14 protein-coding genes are annotated in these 20467 nt (G+C 34.0%); 12 read left to right on the top strand and 2 right to left on the bottom strand.

Annotated elements, in window-relative coordinates; translation table 11 throughout:
* Window positions 1-4: 4 nt before the first annotated feature.
* Window positions 5-463 (bottom strand): GAF domain-containing protein, encoded by a 459-nt coding sequence (locus tag V8G69_RS05550; RefSeq protein WP_394881192.1) that lies wholly within the window; start codon window positions 461-463, stop codon window positions 5-7.
* A gap of 82 nt (window positions 464-545) precedes the next feature.
* On the opposite strand from V8G69_RS05550, the gene xrtF reads away from it, so the two are divergent.
* The 12 genes from xrtF to V8G69_RS05490 all read left to right on the top strand — a co-directional run bounded on the left by xrtF (window position 546) and on the right by V8G69_RS05490 (window position 18690).
* On the top strand, window positions 546-1097 hold the full coding sequence (gene xrtF, locus V8G69_RS05545; RefSeq protein WP_394880827.1) for an exosortase family protein XrtF: 552 nt from the start codon (window positions 546-548) through the stop codon (window positions 1095-1097).
* Window positions 1090-1518, top strand: coding sequence for an exosortase F system-associated protein (locus tag V8G69_RS05540; RefSeq protein WP_394880826.1), 429 nt, complete (start codon window positions 1090-1092; stop codon window positions 1516-1518). Before xrtF ends, V8G69_RS05540 begins: the two co-directional genes overlap by 8 nt.
* 61 nt (window positions 1519-1579) lie before the next feature.
* The gene (locus V8G69_RS05535; protein ID WP_394880824.1) at window positions 1580-1996 is read left to right on the top strand and encodes a hypothetical protein; all 417 of its coding nucleotides are present in this window, start codon (window positions 1580-1582) and stop codon (window positions 1994-1996) included.
* Window positions 1997-2099: 103 nt separating this feature from the next.
* Window positions 2100-5909 carry an efflux RND transporter permease subunit gene (locus tag V8G69_RS05530; RefSeq protein WP_394880823.1) on the top strand — a complete coding sequence of 1270 codons (3810 nt, stop codon included), beginning with the start codon at window positions 2100-2102 and terminating at the stop codon, window positions 5907-5909.
* 2 nt (window positions 5910-5911) lie between these two features.
* Window positions 5912-7174 (top strand): TolC family protein, encoded by a 1263-nt coding sequence (locus V8G69_RS05525; RefSeq protein WP_394880822.1) that lies wholly within the window; start codon window positions 5912-5914, stop codon window positions 7172-7174.
* Window positions 7155-8894 carry an efflux RND transporter periplasmic adaptor subunit gene (locus V8G69_RS05520; protein ID WP_394880821.1) on the top strand — a complete coding sequence of 580 codons (1740 nt, stop codon included), beginning with the start codon at window positions 7155-7157 and terminating at the stop codon, window positions 8892-8894. The genes V8G69_RS05525 and V8G69_RS05520 overlap by 20 nt, the downstream gene beginning before the upstream one ends.
* Window positions 8895-8923: 29 nt before the next feature.
* Window positions 8924-9331: a heavy-metal-associated domain-containing protein gene (locus tag V8G69_RS05515; protein ID WP_394880820.1), complete on the top strand. Its 408-nt coding sequence runs from the start codon at window positions 8924-8926 to the stop codon at window positions 9329-9331.
* Between the two features lie 125 nt (window positions 9332-9456).
* On the top strand, window positions 9457-10029 hold the full coding sequence (locus V8G69_RS05510; RefSeq protein WP_394880819.1) for a helix-turn-helix domain-containing protein: 573 nt from the start codon (window positions 9457-9459) through the stop codon (window positions 10027-10029).
* Between the two features lie 102 nt (window positions 10030-10131).
* Window positions 10132-12639, top strand: coding sequence for a heavy metal translocating P-type ATPase (locus tag V8G69_RS05505; RefSeq protein WP_394880818.1), 2508 nt, complete (start codon window positions 10132-10134; stop codon window positions 12637-12639).
* A gap of 159 nt (window positions 12640-12798) precedes the next feature.
* Window positions 12799-14982, top strand: coding sequence for a S9 family peptidase (locus tag V8G69_RS05500; protein WP_394880817.1), 2184 nt, complete (start codon window positions 12799-12801; stop codon window positions 14980-14982).
* Window positions 14983-15298: 316 nt separating this feature from the next.
* Complete coding sequence (locus tag V8G69_RS05495) at window positions 15299-17338, top strand: ATP-binding protein (RefSeq protein ID WP_394880816.1); 2040 nt, start codon at window positions 15299-15301, stop codon at window positions 17336-17338.
* Window positions 17339-17547: 209 nt separating this feature from the next.
* Window positions 17548-18690: an alpha/beta hydrolase-fold protein gene (locus V8G69_RS05490; RefSeq protein WP_394880815.1), complete on the top strand. Its 1143-nt coding sequence runs from the start codon at window positions 17548-17550 to the stop codon at window positions 18688-18690.
* 139 nt (window positions 18691-18829) lie between these two features.
* Here V8G69_RS05490 and groL read toward each other — a convergent pair whose 3' ends face one another.
* A complete protein-coding gene (groL, locus tag V8G69_RS05485; RefSeq protein ID WP_394880814.1) occupies window positions 18830-20461 on the bottom strand; it encodes a chaperonin GroEL in 1632 nt (543 codons plus the stop codon).
* Between the last annotated feature and the right edge of the window lie 6 nt (window positions 20462-20467).

Here is a 20467-nt window from a genome sequence, read left to right as displayed (position 1 = left end):
GAATTTATAAAAAGAGTATTGCTGCCTTGTCACACACAAATTCTAGAAAACGTTCATCTTCTTCTGTAAATGGGTCCGGTGTATTTGAATCAATATCAATTTGTCCTATGTTTTTTCCATTTACAAAAATTGGAATTACTATTTCAGCTTTAACAGTTATACTGCAAGCAATATAATTATCTTGAGCTGTTACATCTGGCACTACAAAATTCTGATTACTGACAGCTACTTGCCCGCAGATACCTTTACCAAAAGGAATTACTGTATGGTCGGTAGGAGCTCCTACATATGGGCCTAAAATAAGTTCTTCTTTATTTCCGTTTCTAAAATAAAAACCAACCCAATCATAATAGGATACATTTTTTTCAAGCAATTCACAGACATTTAAAAGTCTTTCATTTACTGATTTTATCTTGTTAGATATAATGTTTTCAATTTCCGGTTTTAAATTTTCAAAAATCATCATTCAAAAGTTTTGGTAAAAGTATTTAAAAAGACTTAACTTCGATATTCAAATTATTAAAATATAAAACAGTAATTTTTTTTTGAAAGCACTTATTAATAAATATAAATCGGTTATTAAATTTATAATTACATTTATTTTAGTGTATGTTGCATTATCTGTTTGCTATAAATTTTATTTAGATTTTTCTAAAGATTCAAAATATTATCCAGATTATGTAACCAATTTGGTTGCTAGACAAAGCAAAGACTTAATTGATTTGATGGGTTATAAAGCAGAAGTTTTACCGCATCCAGATGAACCTTCAATGAAATTAATTATCAATAATAAATATTTGGCAAGAATTACTGAAGGCTGTAACTCGGTTAGTGTAATTATTTTATTTGTATCATTTATTATAGCTTTTTCAGGAAAACCTAAAACAACATTCATGTACATACTGGCTGGAAGTGTTTTAATTTATTCTGTTAATTTAATTCGTATTGTATTTTTTTCAATTAGTTTATACCATTACCCTTGGCGAAAAGATATTTTGCATACGGTTATTTTTCCCGCTATAATTTATGGTATGGTATTTTTATTATGGATAGTTTGGGTGAATAGATTTTCGAATATGATTAGGAATAATGAATAATTTAACGAAATATACATTGCTTTTGGTGCTGTTTGGATTACTAGTTTTAATTCGTGTTTTTGAGAATGAATTATTTTACGACCCATATCTGGTTTTTTTTCAAAATGACTATTTATACATTGATAATCCCAGGCGTGAAGTATTTAAGTTAACAATGTTTACTTCATTGAGATACTTCCTTAATACTGCTATCTCATTAGCAATATTATATGTGGTTTTTAAAGATAAAAGCATCATAAAATTCTCTGGATTGATTTATGGAATTTCATTTGTGATATTAATTTTTATCTATTTGTATTTTGTTGTAAATCCAAAACAAGAACAGTATTATTTGTTTTTCAATATGCGTCGGTTTTTAATTCAACCAATTATTTTATTGGTGCTTTTACCAGCTTTTTATTACTACAGATTAAAGCACTAGATGTTAACATCATGATAATTATCACATTGTCATAGTGATTTTTTTTATACATTTGTGACTTATGAAAGAAGTTTTGCATAAAATAACAGCATTTTTTATGGCTTTAGTAGTATTATTTTCTACTATGTCATTTACTATTGATATGCATTATTGTGGAGATACTTTAGTTGAAACTGCAATATTTCATAAAGCTAAAGGCTGTGGCATGGAAATGCAAAACACAACCACAAACTCAGACTGTTCTGTTGAAAAAAAAGGATGTTGCTCAGAAAAACAGATTAATGTTCAAGGACAAGATGAACTCCAATTAACATTTGTTAAACTTACTTTTGAAAAACAACTTTTCGTTTCTTCATTTGTATATTCTTATATCTCACTTTTTGAAAATATTGAAGACGAAACATCTTCTTTTTCAGAATACCCACCTCCAATTATTGTCAAGAGTATTTACAAACTTGACGAGACCTATTTAATTTGATTTTTAAACAATAGACGTAACATCCTTAAATTATCTTAAGGATGACTAACTGTATTCGGTGTTTTCAAAATGCCAATGTCTAATGGTTTATTAATCAAATTATATGTTAAACAAAATCATAAAATATTTTTTAGAAAACAAATTGGTAACAGTTCTGCTACTGTGTTCCTTTGTTGGCTGGGGTATTGCAACTTCACCTTTTAACTGGAATGTTGGTTTCTTGCCTAAAGATCCTGTGCCAGTTGATGCTATTCCAGACTTAGGTGAAAACCAACAGATTGTCTTTACAGAATGGCCTGGGCGTTCGCCACAAGATATTGAAGATCAAATTACGTATCCGCTTACAACTTCACTTTTAGGAATTCCGAATGTGAAATCTATCAGAAGTACATCTATGTTTGGTTTTTCCAGTATTTATATCATTTTTGAAGAAAAGGTAGATTTTTATTGGTCTAGATCACGTGTGCTGGAAAAATTGAACTCACTGCCAAATAATTTGTTGCCAGACGATGTAAAACCAGCATTAGGTCCAGATGCCACAGCTCTAGGTCAAGTATATTGGTACACCATTGAAGGTCGAGACCCAGAAGGACATGTTACAGGTGGTTGGGATTTAGATGAATTACGTTCAGTACAAGATTACTATGTAAAGTATGCTTTAAACAGTGTTTCAGGTGTTTCTGAAGTAGCATCGGTAGGTGGTTTTGTGAAGGAATACCAAGTAGATGTTAATCCAGATGCCTTAAAAGCATATCATATTGGGATTGATCAAGTGATGATGGCTGTCAAAAATTCCAATCGGGATATTGGAGCTAAAACCATTGAAATCAATAAAGCGGAATATTTTATTAGAGGTCTTGGATATATTAAAAACATTCAAGATTTAGAAAACACAGTAGTTAGTGTTACCAATAATAAACCTATTCTTATTAAGGACCTTGCCAATATTAGTTTGGGACCTGCAACTAGAAGAGGAGTGTTGGATAAAGGAGGAGCAGAAGTAGTTGGTGGCGTAGTTGTGGCTCGTTATGGTTCAAATCCTTTAGAAGTTATCAATAATGTTAAAGACAAAATCAAGGAATTCTCTTCAGGTTTGCCAAAAAAAGTATTGGCAGATGGAACAACAAGTCAATTGACTATTGTTCCTTTTTATGATCGTACACAACTTATTAAAGAAACCATTGGCACGTTAGAAACGGCATTATCTCATGAGATTTTGATTAGTATTATTGTGGTGCTCGTCTTGATGATGAATTTAAGAGCCTCGATAATCATTTCAAGTTTATTGCCAGTTGGAGTACTAATGACCTTTATTATTATGCGGTATGCAGGTGTTGACGCAAATGTAGTTGCCTTGTCTGGAATTGCTATTGCTATTGGAGTCATGGTTGATATCAGTATCGTGTTTGTTGAAAATATTATTAGGCATTTAGAAATGCCTGAAAATAAAAATGTTAAAGGAAAAGAATTGACCCAATTAATATATGTAGCAACCAAAGAAGTAGCTTCTGCAATAACAACCGCGTTAGCAACAACTGTTGTGAGTTTTATTCCTGTATTTGCCATGGTTGGAGCAGAAGGAAAGTTGTTCAGGCCACTAGCTTTTACTAAAACATTTGCACTACTAGGAGCCTTTGTATTGGGTATTGTGGTACTGCCTGCCTTGGCACATTTTGTTTTTGGAATTAATTATGACAAAAAAAGAGTAAGAAGAATTTGGGGAATTATCTTGATTGTTGGAGGCTTGTTATTGACTGTTTTCATGCATATGTGGCTTCCTTTAGCGTTGTGTGTATTGGGCTTAAATATGTTGTTTGAACATAAACTACCACTTCAATTCAATAAATATTCTAACTATATCAATATAGGAATTACTTTATTGGTCGCTACTTTTTTCTTAGCAGAAGAATGGTTGCCTTTAGGTCCTCAAAACAATTTGATAGTAAACTATCTATTTATACTGGTTTTAATGGGATTCATATTGGGAACCTTATTGGCCATCGTTTATTTTTACGAACCTGTGCTGAAATGGTGCTTGAGTAACAAAGGCAAATTTATGTTGATTCCATTAGTAACCCTATTGTTTGGGCTATTTGTTTGGGTTGGTTTTGATAGCACATTTGGATTTGTAGGTAAAGGATTTGAAAAAATAGGATGGAAGATTAAAGACACCAAACCATGGTTGGCAATTTCTGAAACATTTCCTGGTATCGGTTCTGAATTTATGCCTACATTAAATGAAGGTAGTTTTTTACTCATGCCAACGTCAATGCCACATGCTGGATTGGAAGAAAGCAAAAATACGGTTCAAAAATTGGATATGCTAGTGGCCAATATTCCTGAGGTTGAAAATTCAGTTGGAAAATTGGGCCGTGTTGAAAGTGCCATTGATCCTGCTCCAATTTCCATGTATGAAAACATGATTAATTACAAACCAGAATATATCGCTTTTGAAGACGGAAGCCCTAAGCGATTTAAAGTAGATAATCAAGACAATTTCATACTAATTAATGGAAAAAAGTTATCCAATGACGATGCATTAATGCAAGGTGTTTCCGAAAAAGATTTGATACTTGATGAAAATGGTGAGTTTTTTAGAAACTGGCGATCTAAAATAAAGAGTTCAGACGATATTTGGAAGGAAATACTAAAGGTTACAAATCTTCCCGGAGTTACTTCTGCACCCAAATTACAGCCTATTGAAACTCGTTTGGTCATGTTGCAAACAGGTATGCGTGCTCCCATGGGTATTAAAGTATATGGCCCAGATTTAGAAACTATTCAGGAATTTGGTTTTAAATTGGAAACCATTTTAAAGAAAGTTCCTTCAGTAAAGAGCGAAGCTGTTTTTGCAGATAGAATTGTTGGAAAACCATATTTGCAGCTCAACATTAATCGGTCAGCCATTGCCCGTTATGGTTTAAGCGTAGAGAAAACACAACAAGTTATTGAAACTGCTGTGGGCGGTATGAAAACCACCACAACCGTTGAAGGTAGAGAACGCTATCCGGTTAGGGTTAGATATCCACGTGAATTACGAGATGACCCAGAGAAAATTAAAAACATATTGGTTCCTACACCAACAGGAGTTCAGGTACCTTTAGGAGATCTTATTGATGTTGAATTTGTTCGTGGACCTCAAATGATAAAAAGCGAAGAGACCTTTTTGGTAGGTTATGTATTGTTCGATAAAAAGGAAAGCTTTGCTGAAGTAGACGTTGTAAATGATGCACAAAAACTAATTGAAGATAATATTGCTAATGGTAATTTAGTAGTTCCAAAAGGTGTTAGTTATAAATTTTCAGGAAGTTATGAAAATCAAATAAGGGCTGTTAAAAAGTTATCAATTGTTATCCCAATAAGTTTAATTGTCATTTTCTTATTGCTCTATTTTCAGTTTAAAACCATCATCGCATCATCCATTCATTTTTCTGGAGTTTTTGTTGCCTTTGCGGGTGGTTTTATAATGCTTTGGTTATACAGTCAGGATTGGTTTTTAAATTTTTCTGTTGCCGATGTCAATATGAGGCATTTGTTCCAAATCCATCCTATCAATTTAAGTGTTGCTGTTTGGGTTGGATTTATTGCTTTGTTTGGGATTGCTACAGATGATGGTGTTATTATGGGAACCTACATTCACCAAGTATTTGAAGAGAAACAACCTAAAACAATTGAAGGTGTTAGAGAAGCTGTTTTAGAAGCTGGTAAAAAAAGGGTGAGGCCTGCTATGATGACGGCAGCAGTTGCCATCATTGCCTTGCTTCCTGTGTTAACATCAACAGGAAAAGGTGCCGACATTATGATCCCTATGGCGATACCAACATTTGGAGGCATGGTTATTCAATTGATGACCATGTTTGTCGTGCCAGTTTTACAAGCTTTTTGGAGAGAATCTGTAATTAAACGAAATTAATAATGAAAACAACATATAAATATATAAAAGGATTTTTATTGGTATTGTTGCTCTTTTCAATACATGCAACGAGTCAAACATTGCAAAACTATTTGGAAATTGCAGCACAAAATAATCCTAAGATAAAAGCCGTCTATTCTCAGTTTGAAGCGGCAATGCAAAAATCGCCACAAGTAAGTTCGTTACCAGATCCTACTTTGACAATGAGCGCTTTTGGGCGAATGATAGAAACTAGGGTAGGCGCTCAAGAAGCTCGGTTTAGTTTAATGCAAATGTTTCCTTGGTTTGGAACATTAGCTGCTAAGCAAAACGCCGCTAATTTAATGGCAGAAGCGATGTTTCAAAAATATGTCGATACAAAAAACGACGTGTTTTTAAGCATTAAAAAAACCTATGCAGAACTGTATGAGTTAAACAAAATGATTCAGCTAGAAGAAAAAAACCTACAGATTTTAAATAGTTACAGAGAGCTGGCTTTAAGTAGGTTTAAAAATGGAAAAGGAGCCATGGTAGATGTAGTAAGAATTGATATTAAGCGCAATGAAAGCACAACCAAAATCCAGTTGTTAAAAGACCAAAACGAACCATTAAGAGTGGATTTTAATAGTATGTTAAACCGTAATGCGAATGAGGCTGTAAATATTGCGGATTCATTAATGACTGATGAGTTTGTAATTCCCATTGTTTCTGATAGTTTATTCGTTTCTAATTCTAAAGTGTTAGAACTAGATAAAAGAATAGCTTCTTTTGAGGCCCAAAAAACCATTGCCAAAAAAGAAGGGTATCCTATGATTGGTGTTGGTTTAGACTATTCAATCATTTCAAAACGCGATGTGCCTGGGCTTGAAATGAATGGGCAAGACGCTATTATGCCTATGCTTTCTGTTACGTTGCCAATTTTCAGAAAAAAATATAACGCAAAACAAAAGGAAGCAGACTTTATGTTGCAATCGGCAAATTATGAAAAGCAAGCCGTAAAAAACACCTTACAAGCTAATTACAGTAAAGCTAATTATGATTTATCTAAAGCTAAAAAACTTAAAGAACTCTATCAAACACAAGTAGAAAGCACCGAGCAAGCAATTAAATTATTAATGGCAGCTTATAGTAATTCTGGAACCAATTTTGAAGAAATTTTGCGAATGAACCAAGACCTGTTAATGTTACAGACATCAACAATTACCGCCAATAAAAATCAATTTATAGCACAATCAACATTAGAGTATTTACTTTCTAAAGAAGACTATGATGAAAACAAAAACTAAAAATATTATAAAAGCCATAGGAATCCTTTGTATAGGAATCTTGTTAGGTAGTTTCATTTTTGGAGGAAATGATACTCCAAAATCAGAACATGATCATAAAACTGAGCAAGCAGTTAAAACCATTTGGACCTGTTCAATGCATCCTCAAATTCGAATGGATAAACCAGGAAAATGTCCGCTTTGTGGAATGGATTTAATTCCTTTAGACTCCTACAATTCTTCTCTTGACGCAAATAGCTTTCAAATGACAACTGACGCTATGAAGTTGGCCAATATTCAAACAATGATTGTTGGCAGTAAACAAGCTAATAAAGAATTGAGATTAAATGGAAAGGTTCAAATTGATGAGCGTAAGTTGTATACACAATCTTCACATATACCTGGTAGGATAGAGACTTTGAAAATCAATTTTACGGGTGAAAAGGTTCATCGTGGACAAACATTAGCTATGCTGTATTCACCAGAATTGGTAACAGCTCAAGAAGAATTATTACAAGCTTATAGTATTAAAGAAACACAGCCAGAATTGTTTGAAGCAGCAAAACAAAAATTGTTCAACTGGAAAATTGGAAAAAATACGATTGATAACATAATAAGTACAGGAAAGCCGATTCAGCAATTTCCAATTAATGCTGATGTATCTGGAATTATAACCGCTAAAAAAGTGGAATTAGGAGATTACGTAAACCGCGGTATGCCAATATACGAAATAGCAGATTTATCTGCATTATGGGTATTGTTTGATGTATACGAGAGTGATTTGCCTTGGGTGAACGTTGGAGACGAGGTAAGTTACACGGTACAATCATTACCAGGAGAAACCTTTAAAGGTACCATTACATTTATCGACCCGTTGATTAATCCACAAACAAGAGTGGCAACAGCAAGGGTCGAGGTTAAAAACAGTGGAGATAAACTAAAACCAGAAATGTTTGTGTCTGGAGTTATTAAAAACAATACAAGTAAATCGGCTTCCAAAGATATTGTAATACCAAAATCGGCTGTCATGTGGACCGGTGAGCGCTCCATCGTTTATATGAAAAGCAATTTAGACAATAAGGTAAGCTTTACGTTAAGAAATGTCCTTTTAGGGCCATCACTTGGAGACACTTATGTGATAAAGGAAGGTCTTGAAGATGGAGATGAAATTGTTGTAAAAGGGACATTTACTGTCGATGCGGCTTCTCAGTTGGCAGGCAAACCAAGTATGATGAATGTTTCTGTTCCAAAAGTTATGGATGAAGAAGAAAATAAGCTCGATAGAATATCTGTGCCTTCTATTTTTCAAGAAGAGTTAAACGATGTTTTTAAAGCATACTTAAAAATAAAAGATGCCTTGGTGAAAGATAATTTTGAAACAGCAAAGCAATCATCCAAAATACTTGCAGAAAAGTTGAAACAAGTAAATATGGAATTGCTGAAAGACCAAAATGCTCATATGAATTGGATGGCATCAGAAGAAAAAATAAAAAAATCAGTTGAACAAATTCTCAATGCAAACAACATTGGGGAAGCAAGAATGTCTTTTAGGCATTTGTCGTTGAGTTTAACAAATGCTATTAAAATATTTGGTGTCAATCAAACAATTTACAGTCAGTTTTGTCCCATGGCAAATGATAATAAAGGAGCCTATTGGCTTAGTTTAGATAAAGAAATTTTTAATCCATACTTTGGAGATGCTATGTTAAAATGTGGAAGCACAAAACAAATAATAGAATAATAATCAATAAATAATTAAATTTTAAAATCATGAAGAAGTTAATTTTAAGTGTATCAGTAATTGCAGCAATAGTTTTTACAAGTTGTAAAAATGAAGCAAAAAAAGACAACGAACCTACTGCAAAAACAGAACAGATTAAAGACGTTGCCATGGCTAATATAAGCTTTGGAGTAAGAGGAAATTGCGAAATGTGCAAAAGTACCATTGAAAAAGCTGCTAATAGCGTTGAAGGCGTTTCAAAAGCAGTTTGGGATGTAGATGCAAAAAAAATAGATGTTTCCTTTGATGATACAAAAACAAATGAAATGGCAATTCATAATGCTATTGCAGGATCAGGATATGACACAGAAAAAATGTCAGCCAATCCAGAAGCTTATAGTGAATTACCAAGTTGTTGCCAGTATGACCATGAAATGGCTATGAATCAAACTAAATAATCAATCCCATTTCACAAATAAAAGTAATGGTTGAATTAGAAGTTGTTAAAAGTGCTTCTAATTCAGCCTTATTATGAATCATAATGTATTATTTTTACAGTTTACGGTAAACTAGTTTTAAAAAAATGAAACAGGGCAGTATTGAAATAGCTGTAAAAAACATGGTTTGTAATCGCTGTATTAAAGTGGTTAAGGAAGAATTGGTTAAAAACAATATAGACTTCAACCATGTAGATTTAGGCACCATCTATTTTGATCAGAATATTTCAGGAATGGAAAAAGAAAAACTAAAAATCATCCTTGAAAAAGAAGGTTTTGAGCTAGTTGAAGATAAAGAGTCCGTTATTGTAAAAAATATAAAAACAATCATTGTTCAACTTATCCATCACGGAAAGGAAAAGCCAGAAAATCAAAACTTTTCAGAGTTTATTGCTTTAGAAATTGGGATGGACTATTCTCAATTAAGCAAATTATTTTCTGAAATTGAAGGAAATACCATAGAACATTATATCATAGAACAGCGTATTGAACGTGCCAAGGAGTTGATTGTTTATAACGAATTAACCTTGAGTCAAATTTCCTACCAACTTAATTATAGTAGTCCACAACATTTATCAAGACAGTTTAAACAAATTACAGGACTAACGCCATCTGCTTTTAAAAACATTAGGATACGAAAAAAATTAGATACAATTTAACCATAATTGTACACAATTAAGTTCTTAATTAAAAAGACCTTTGCTTATTAGTAAAACCAATCCACTATTGAATCATAACATCATAAAAAACAATAACAACAAATGAAACATACCTATAAGATTTCAGGAATGAGCTGTAATGGCTGTCGGTCTCATGTTGAGAAAACCCTTAATAATGTTGAAGGCGTTGTTGGTGCACAGGTAGATTTACAAAAAGCAGAAGCCATTATTGAAATGAACTCACATATTCCTTTAGAAACTTTTAAGGTAGCACTTGAGTTAGATAGTAATGGGCAATATAGTATTTCTATGCCGGGAGAACATCAACATGCACACGAGCATAAATCACCTGAAAAACCAAAAGGGAAAGGAACAGGTACATTTTATTGTCCTATGCATTGCGAAGGTGAAAAGACCTATGATAAAGCAGGTGATTGTCCAGTTTGTGGAATGGATTTAGTTGAAGAAGTGGGTATAAAGCAACAATCAGGGACACAATACACATGTCCAATGCATCCAGAAGTTGTTAAAGATGAACCGGGTTCATGCCCAATTTGTGGAATGGATTTACTACCATTAAAAGCAGATATTTCAGCAGAAGAAAAGAATTATAAAAAATTGCTTAAGAAATTTTGGTGGAGTGTGGCTTTTACATTGCCAATTTTTATGATTGCGATGTCAGAAATGATTCCAAACAATCCGTTGTATGAAGTATTGGATTTAAAATATTGGAATTGGATTGAATTTGCATTATCCATTCCAGTAGTTTTTTATACTACTTGGATGTTTTTTCAACGCGCCTATAAATCCATTATAACATGGAATCTAAATATGTTCACGCTGATAGGTATTGGAGCCGGTGTTGCTTGGGCATTCAGTGTTTTTGGAATGCTGGTTCCTGGCTTTTTTCCGCAAGAATTTAAAACCGAATTTGGAACCGTTCATGTCTATTTTGAAGCTGCTACAGTTATTCTAACCTTGGTATTGATGGGACAGGTTTTAGAAGCACGTGCCCACACTAAAACAAATAGCGCCGTAAAGGAATTATTAAAATTGGCGCCAAATCAAGCCATTCGGGTTATTGATGGAAAGGAAGAAACCATATCTATAGATGTTATTAAAATAGGCGATTTATTACGTGTAAAGCCTGGTGATAAAATTCCTGTCGATGGAAGCATTCATGAAGGGGAAAGTTCTATTGATGAATCCATGATTACGGGGGAACCTATGCCAGTTCATAAATCTGTAAAAGACAAAGTAAGTTCGGGAACTATTAACGGTAAACAGTCTTTTATTATGAAAGCCGAACGGGTAGGGTCTGATACCTTGCTGTCCCAAATTATAGACATGGTCAATAAAGCAAGCAGAAGTCAAGCGCCTATCCAGAAGTTGGCCGATAAAATCTCAGGCTATTTTGTACCTATTGTTGTTGCTATCTCGGTTATAACATTTATACTTTGGGTGATTTTTGGCCCAGAACCCAAATATGTCTATGCGTTAGTAAATGCTATTGCAGTACTCATTATAGCTTGTCCTTGTGCCTTAGGCTTGGCAACACCCATGTCGGTTATGGTAGGCGTTGGAAAAGGGGCAAAGTCTGGGGTGCTTATCAAGAATGCAGAAGCTTTACAGACATTAAGCACAATAGATGTTCTTATTATTGATAAAACAGGAACTATAACAGAAGGAAAACCTTCGGTGGATATGGTGGTGGCAGAGTCAAGTGATTTTGATGAAGATAAAGTGCTTCAATATAGTATGTCTGTGAATGGCCATAGTGAGCATCCTTTGGCTGAGGCTACTCTAGCATATGGTAAAGAAAAAAAACTAAACTCCTTAAAAGTAGATGATTTTAATTCGGTAACAGGAAAAGGAGTCACTGGAATTATTGAGTCTAAAAAAGTAGCCTTGGGAAATAAAAAAATGATGGATGAAATAAAGGCTTCTATTTCTGAAAAACTTAAAAAAGATGTGTCCAAACAACAATCGTTAGGTAAAACAGTATCTTTTTTATCGGTTGATAAACACGTGGTGGGTTATGTGGTGATTTCTGATAAGATAAAAGAAACGAGTAAAGAAGCGATTGCAACCTTACAAAAACGAGGTATTGATGTTGTGATGCTCACAGGAGACAACAAGAATACAGCTAAAGCAGTTGCTGAAGAACTTAATCTTTCAGACTTTAAAGCAGATATGTTGCCTCAAGATAAATTAAGTGAAGTAGAACGTCTTCAAAATCTAGGCAAAAAAGTAGCCATGGCAGGTGATGGTATTAACGACGCACCGGCCCTTGCAAAAAGCAATGTGGGTATTGCAATGGGCACAGGTACAGATGTTGCCATTGAAAGTGCTGGAATTACCCTAGTGAAAGGAGATTTACATGGCATTGTAAAAGCCCATAATTTAAGCACTAAGGTTATGACGAATATAAAGCAGAACCTTTTCTTTGCTCTTATTTACAATAGTATAGGTGTACCTATTGCCGCGGGTGTTTTATTTCCGTTTTTTGGTCTTCTGTTATCACCTATGTTAGCAGCCTTGGCGATGAGTTTTAGCTCAGTTTCTGTGATTTCCAATGCATTAAGATTACGCAATGTAAATACGGATTAAATTTCATTTCATTTTCTGTTAAACCTATCAAAAATCAGCTTTAAAATTAAAATTAAATAGTAGATTTGAACCTCTTTTTAATATCAAAAAGAATTATAAATTATTATTTAAATTAATTATATGTGCAGTTTAAAAAAGATTTTCAGTTTTAAGATACATTTGAAATCAGTATTATTTTTTGCGTTTATCGTACTGGTATCATTTCAAGTTTTTTCTCAAGGAGGATTTAAATGGTCAAACGATGGTAAATCGTATTATAGAATTGAAAACAATGATATTGTTCAATACACACTACCTTCAAACGATTCTAAAGTCTTAATATCTAAAGAACAATTAACGCCTATGGGTAGTAAAAACCCACTTGCTGTTAGTTATTTTACTTTTTCTGATGATGAACAAAAAGTCTTAATATTTACAAACACTAAACGTGTATGGAGAATAAATACAAAAGGCGATTATTGGGTTTTAGACCTTAAATCTGGTTCATTACAACAGATAGGAAAAAGTTTGCCAGAATCGTCTTTAATGTTTGCTAAAATTTCTCCTGATGGAAAGTCAGTCGCTTATGTAAGTGAAAACAATATTTATGTGGAAGATTTAAGCACTTCAAAAATTAAAGCGCTTACTACTGATGGAACTATAACCTTGATTAACGGAACTTTTGATTGGGCATATGAAGAGGAGTTTGCCTGTAGAGATGGATTTCGTTGGAGTCCAGATAGTAAATCCATAGCCTATTGGCAAATTGATGCCAATGATATTAAAAAGTTTTACATGATTAATAATACGGATGACATTTATTCAAAAATAGTGCCTCTTGAATATCCAAAAGTAGGTGAAAAGCCTTCTTTATGTAAAGTTGGTGTTGTAACTGTTGATGATGCAAAAACGACTTGGATGGATATTCCAGGAGATTTACGTGAGAATTATTTAGTGCGTATGGAGTTTATTCCTTCAACTAAAAAGTTATTGATTCAGCAATTAAACAGAAAACAAAATCACAGTAAACTTTTTATTGCAGAACCTAAAACGGGTGTTTCAAAAGTTATACAAGAAGAAAGTGATGCCGCTTGGGTAGATATTTATCAGCCAGGAAATCCTTATACAATTGATTTTACAAATAATTTTATTTGGCTAAATGGAGGAAAAAGTATTTTATGGACTTCAGAAAAAGATGGATGGAGACATTTATATAATGTGTCTTTAGAAGGAAAACCAGAAAAACTTATTACTAAAGGAGCTTATGATTTTATAGATTTAACCCATATAGACATCAAAAAAGGGTATGTGTATTTTATGGCATCACCTAATAATGCTACGCAAAGTTATCTGTATAAAACCAGTTTAAATGGTAATGGGAAGTTGCAACTATTAAGTCCTAAAACTTTAGAAGGAACACATGGATATAGTGTGTCGCCTACAGGAACTTATGCCATACACACATTTTCAAACCATTTTACACGCCCATCAAGAGAATTTATTTCATTTGCAACCCAAAAACCGGTAAAGGCTAGTGAAAGTATAGAAGCTAATTTAACAAACCTGCAAGAGACTCCTAATGTAGAATTTTTTAAAGTTAAAACTTCAGAAGGTGTTGAAATGGATGGTTGGATGGTAAAGCCAACTAATTTTGATGCTACTAAAAAATATCCTGTTGTATTTTATGTTTATTCAGAGCCAGCAACAACAACTGTAACAGATACTTATGGAATAGGTAGAAATAGAAATTATAATGGAAGTATGGCAGACGATGGGTATATTTATATCTCATTGGATAACCGCGGTACACCAGCTCCAAAAGGACGTGAATGGAGAAAAAGTATTTACCGAAATATTGGTAAAATAAATATAAAAGACCAAGCCTTGGCAGCAAAAGAAATCTTGAAATGGGATTTTGTAGATCCAAATAGAGTTGCTGTTTGGGGTCATAGTGGCGGCGGATCGGCAACATTAAATCTAATGTTTCAATATCCTGAAATATACAAAACAGGTATTTCATTAGCAGCTGTAGTTAATCAGTTGACTTACGATAATATTTACCAAGAGCGATATATGGGTTTACCACAAGAAAACTTGGAAGATTTTGTAAATGGTTCACCAGTAACTTATGCCAAAAATTTGGTTGGAAATCTGTTATATATTCATGGAACGGGTGATGATAATGTTCATTATCAAAATGCTGAAATCTTAATTAATGAATTAGTGAAGTATAACAAACAATTTCAGTTTATGGCCTACCCAAACCGTACACATGGCATACGAGAAGGGGAAGGGACTACCGAGCATTTAAGAACCTTGTATACCAATTATTTAAAATCACACTGTCCTCCGGGAGGAAAATAAAGGGTGTCACTTCGAGTGGATTTGTGAAGTACAGCGAAACAACTTTGTATCGAGAAGTTCACTTATTCAATGGTTCTCGATACAAATTCTTTTCAATAATTTTACTCGAACTGACACTATAAGCCATATTAATTGAATGACATTTATCATTGACTAAAAAATATTGTTTTTTTAACTTTAGATGTCAATATTAAATGGTTTAATCATAAATACTGTTAAGCATATATCGCAAAAAATCAATGCATGGTTAACCCACTATGTTTATCAATCCGGTGATGACCCCGAGACTATACTATTGAAAAAAATATGGTGGTTAATGAATGTTGTAGGATTGCCTTTTCTCCTCTTCGCCATCTACCTCATGGGTAAAATGAGTTATGTGGTGAATATTATGAATATATTGTTTGTACTCATTTTTACTGTTCCTCCTCTCGTTTTTCATTTTTACAAAAAACAAATTGAAAATTATGCGTTTTTTACCCAACTCGCAGTAGTTATAATTACCTCTATAAAAGTTTACCTAATGGGAGGAATGCTCAATACATTAACCCCGCTTTTTGTTGGTTTTATCGCTCCCGTTTTTGCACTGACTTTCCCCAATAAAAAAAGAGCCGTATTTATTTTTATTCTCTTTGCAACATCAATGATAAGTGCCACACTTTTAAACCCATACGATTCCTTGGATTTTTTGGTTTCACATTATTTTCTTGGTTTTATTATAGGAGTGACCTTTGTGTTCTTTTCACTTTATTACTTTACTACTCAACTGGAAAAAGTTAAAAATGACGAAAAAACCCGCATGGAAGAGCTCGATGATATAAAAACCAAATTTTATACACATATCACCCATGAATTCAGGACACCATTGAGCATCATTACTGGTATGGCCGATCAAATGAAAAATAACCCTTCAAAATGGTTAAATGAAGGCCATAGTATTATAAAGCGAAACAGCAACAACCTTATCAATCTGACCAACCAATTGTTGGATCTTTCAAAATTGGAAGCCCATTCTATGCCGCTAAACTTAATTCAGGATAATATCGCGTTATATATTCAATATCTGATGGAATCTTTTCATTCGCTTGCAGAAGTTAAAAATATTCGCCTCTTGTTCTCAACAGAGCCTAAAGAGATTATAATGGATTTTGATCCTGATAAGATTCGTGATATCATTTCAAACCTCATATCCAATGCTGTCAAATTTACGCCTAAGGGTGGATTGGTAAAAACATCGCTTCATATCATTGATAAAAACAAACTTGAATTAATCGTTAAGGATACGGGTATTGGCATCCCAAAAGACCAACTTCACAGGGTATTTGATCGGTATTTTCAGGCTAAAAACCAACTGGAAAAACTTCAGGAAGGTTCAGGATTAGGTTTGGCTTTAACAAAAGAGCTGGTGAAGCTCCTCAATGGAACCGTTAGTATTGATAGCAATCTTAACAAAGGTTCTTCATTTATCATTCAAATCCCCATTACCAATCAGGCCAAGGAAATACAATTGCCATTAGCTGATGAAATACCTCATACTAAAATAAGTACAGCCACAATAGATCCCGAATGTGAAGGCACACAAATAATTGCAAACCATAAGCTTAAAATACTTATTGTTGAAGACAACGCTGATGTTATACACTACCTTCATTCGTTGCTTTCACATACCTATAATATAGAAGCTGCTCACAACGGATATGAGGGTTTTGAAAAAGCATTGAACATCATCCCCGATTTAGTAATAAGCGATGTTATGATGCCAGTAATGGATGGTTTTTCCTTGTGTAAACAATTAAAGCAAGATATAAGAACAAGTCATATTCCTATTGTGCTCCTTACTGCTCGATCTGATATGGATTCTCGTATGGAAGGTTTAAAAACGGGTGCGGATGTGTACTTATCCAAACCTTTTAATCATGATGAACTGTTTATACGGATAGAAAAACTCATTACTTTGCGCAAAACCCTCCAGTTTCGTTATAAGGCTTTAACCCATCATAATTCATCAGTTGTGACCATAGATAATCCACAATTTAGCAGGGAAGATAAATTTATACGAAAAGTACGTGAAGTCCTTGTAGCACACCTTAGCGATGAAGAATTTGGAATTGGAGAATTGTGCCGATCCTTGGCTATGAGCCGTTCCCAGCTCTATCGTAAATTTGCAGCATTGACCGATACTACGGTCTATCATTTTATCCAAACCCTAAAGCTTAAAAAAGCTAAAGAATTATTGCTTACAACCGACCTCAACGTTTCTGAAGTAGCTTACGATACCGGTTTTAAAAACCTTGCTCATTTTAGTAGGGTTTTTACAAAAGAATTTGGCTATACCCCAAGCAAAGTCAAAATTTAAAGCTTCTCAACTTACACATTATCTACTTCATTATTTTTTGGGACGCACAGCAAAATATTTGATACTGGCAGACAAGCACAAATAAAATTCACATGTTAATTTAACCTTTGAAAATTAACGAAGCTCCATTTTAAAAATCTTTATTATCAACCAGCCAAAAAGAAAGTGGACTCGTAATGCAAGCATTGGTAATCTTTAAATTTTCAATTATGAAAACGATAAAATTTTTTTCTTTATTTCTTGTAGCCGCAATGACATTTTGGAGCTGCGAACATGACCCCATTGAATCTAGTATTCAAGAAAGTAATCTCAAAATGGATATCAATAAAGATATTCACAAGAGTAAACTTCAAAACAATGTATTTATAAGTGAGGCACTTTCCGATAATGTGATAGGTAATTCAAATGTTAGGAAAATGCAGGTATATACTCCTCCTAGCTATGATAAATATGGTACACGAGAATACCCAGTGGTTTACTTGTTACATGGTTTGCCATTTTCAGAAAAATCATTTATCGATAAGAGGACCTGGGATGAATGGGTTAATCCTGAAGGCCTCTTTAAGGAATATCCCGATTTTCCAACCGAAAGTTTTAGGGAATGGTTAGACAACTTGATTGATGAAGGAACAATAGAACCTATGATTATTGTAATGCCCGATGCTAGAAGTGAACCTTATGGTTTCAGTTTTTATTCCAATTCTATTTTGAATGGTAATTTTGAAGACTATATTGTGAATGACCTAGTAAATTATATGGACACCAATTATAGAACGATACCTAATGCGTCTGGACGAGCCGTTATAGGATATTCACAAGGAGGTTATGCTGCCTTTAAATTTGGCATGTTACACCCTGACGTATTTGGTACTGTTGCTAGCCATAGCGGATTATTATTGGTTGATGCCGTACTTTCTTTAGCCCCTGTTGTAATTGCCGAAAATCCTGATGGATTTACAGGTCCTGATCCTGCAAAATTCTTGACAAGCGCAGGATATGCCATGAGTGCCGCTTGGTCACCCAATCTCAATAATCCACCTTTTTATGTAGACTTGCCTTTTGAATGGCCTTCAGGGGGTGTTATTTCTGATGTTGTTGCACGTTGGTATCAACAAGATGTATTTACATTATTGGATACACATGTTGACGAATTCAAATCATTAAAAGGTATCTATTTTGATGTTGGCATTTATGATGAGTTGGGTACCGGATTGGCTTATTCTTATTTGATTGACAAGCTCAATTATTATGGCATTGACTATACTTTTGAAACCTTTGTGGGCGGTCATTTTAACAAGATGTTTGAACGGTTGTCAATATCATTGGCTTTCTGCTCAAATACAATGAACTAGCTAATCAAAACTCAATTAGCAACCGCTTTCCGCCTGAGGAAAGTGGTTTTTTAATCATTGTTCAATGAATTAAAGTTTAAAAAAACGCTTCAAAATTAATTGAAGCGTTTTTTATATTTATGCATCGAGATTCTCCGACTTACATCATTCCCGGCATACCACCACCCATACCACCTGGCATAGCTGGAGCATCTTCTTTAATATCAATTAAAGCGCACTCGGTAGTTAAAATCATGCCAGCAACAGATGCTGCATTTTCTAATGCAATACGAGTTACTTTTTTAGGGTCAATGATACCTGCTTTCAACATATCTACATAAGTTTCTGTTTTGGCATCATAACCAAAAGAACCTTTGCCTTCCATTACTTTTGAAACAACCACACTACCTTCTCCACCAGCATTTTCTACAATAGTGCGTAAAGGTGACTCAATAGCACGTGCTACAATTTGAATACCAGTTACTTCGTCAAGATTTTCGGTAGTGATCTTTTCTAAAACTGATTTAGCTCTAACTAATGCAACACCACCACCAGCAACAATACCTTCTTCAACGGCAGCTCTCGTAGCATGTAAGGCATCATCAACACGATCTTTTTTCTCTTTCATTTCAACTTCACTAGCAGCTCCAACATAAAGAACAGCAACACCGCCAGCCAATTTAGCTAAACGTTCTTGCAGTTTTTCTTTATCGTAATCACTTGTAGTGGTTTCAATTTGTGCTTTTATTTGATTAACTCTTGCTTTAATGTCATCTGCTTTGCCAGCACCATTAACAATAGTTGTATTGTCTTTATCTACAGTTACAGTTTCAGCTGTACCTAACATAGTAATGTCAGCGTTTTCAAGAGTAAATCCTCTTTCTTCTGAAATTACGGTACCACCAGTTAAAATGGCAATATCTTCTAACATGGCTTTACGTCTGTCTCCAAAACCTGGAGCTTTTACAGCAGCAATTTTTAATCCGCCACGTAATTTATTTACTACTAAAGTTGCTAATGCTTGTCCATCAACATCTTCAGCAATAATTAATAAAGGTCTTCCTGATTGTGCAACCGGTTCTAATATTGGAAGTATTTCTTGTAAGTTTGAAATCTTTTTATCGAATAATAAAATGTATGGATTTTCTAAATCGGCTATCATTTTATCTGCATCTGTTACAAAATAAGGAGACAAATAACCTCTGTCAAACTGCATACCTTCCACAACATCAACATATGTGTCCATACCTTTAGCTTCTTCAACAGTAATAACACCTTCTTTTCCTACTTTGCTGAATGCTTTAGCGATTAAATCGCCAATAGTGTCATCGTTATTAGCTGAAATTGAAGCAACTTGTTTGATCATTTCTGATGAATTGCCAACTTTTTTAGCTTGTTTTTCTAAATCTTTAACAATAGCTTCAACGGCTTTGTCTATACCACGCTTTAAATCCATTGGATTTGCACCCGCAGCCACGTTTTTTAAACCTTCTTTTACAATAGCTTGTGCTAAAACGGTTGCAGTAGTTGTACCGTCGCCAGCTAAATCATTGGTTTTTGAAGCAACTTCTTTAACCATTTGAGCTCCCATATTTTCAAGAGCATCTTTAAGTTCAATTTCCTTAGCTACTGTAACACCATCTTTTGTAACTTGAGGAGCACCAAATGATTTGCTAATAATAACGTTTCTTCCTTTTGGTCCTAAGGTTACTTTAACTGCATTTGCTAATGCATCTACACCACGTTTTAAACCATCACGTGCGTCAATATCAAATTTTATATCTTTTGCCATAATTTG

Origin of the sequence: Gaetbulibacter sp. M235 (assembly GCF_043876835.1) — a bacterium.
Taxonomy (GTDB): Bacteria; Bacteroidota; Bacteroidia; order Flavobacteriales; family Flavobacteriaceae; genus Yeosuana.
Note: the sequence above shows the minus strand (reverse complement) of the source record. Positions and strands in the feature narration are given on the sequence as shown.

Coding starts and splice junctions, on each gene's coding strand:
- V8G69_RS05550 (WP_394881192.1), bottom strand. CDS start 463: ATGATTTTTGAAAATTTAAAACCGGAAATTGAAAACATTATATCTAAC.
- V8G69_RS05540 (WP_394880826.1), top strand. CDS start 1,090: ATGAATAATTTAACGAAATATACATTGCTTTTGGTGCTGTTTGGATTA.
- V8G69_RS05535 (WP_394880824.1), top strand. CDS start 1,580: ATGAAAGAAGTTTTGCATAAAATAACAGCATTTTTTATGGCTTTAGTA.
- V8G69_RS05530 (WP_394880823.1), top strand. CDS start 2,100: ATGTTAAACAAAATCATAAAATATTTTTTAGAAAACAAATTGGTAACA.
- V8G69_RS05525 (WP_394880822.1), top strand. CDS start 5,912: ATGAAAACAACATATAAATATATAAAAGGATTTTTATTGGTATTGTTG.
- V8G69_RS05520 (WP_394880821.1), top strand. CDS start 7,155: ATGATGAAAACAAAAACTAAAAATATTATAAAAGCCATAGGAATCCTT.
- V8G69_RS05515 (WP_394880820.1), top strand. CDS start 8,924: ATGAAGAAGTTAATTTTAAGTGTATCAGTAATTGCAGCAATAGTTTTT.
- V8G69_RS05510 (WP_394880819.1), top strand. CDS start 9,457: ATGAAACAGGGCAGTATTGAAATAGCTGTAAAAAACATGGTTTGTAAT.
- V8G69_RS05505 (WP_394880818.1), top strand. CDS start 10,132: ATGAAACATACCTATAAGATTTCAGGAATGAGCTGTAATGGCTGTCGG.
- V8G69_RS05495 (WP_394880816.1), top strand. CDS start 15,299: ATGAATGTTGTAGGATTGCCTTTTCTCCTCTTCGCCATCTACCTCATG.
- V8G69_RS05490 (WP_394880815.1), top strand. CDS start 17,548: ATGAAAACGATAAAATTTTTTTCTTTATTTCTTGTAGCCGCAATGACA.
- groL (WP_394880814.1), bottom strand. CDS start 20,461: ATGGCAAAAGATATAAAATTTGATATTGACGCACGTGATGGTTTAAAA.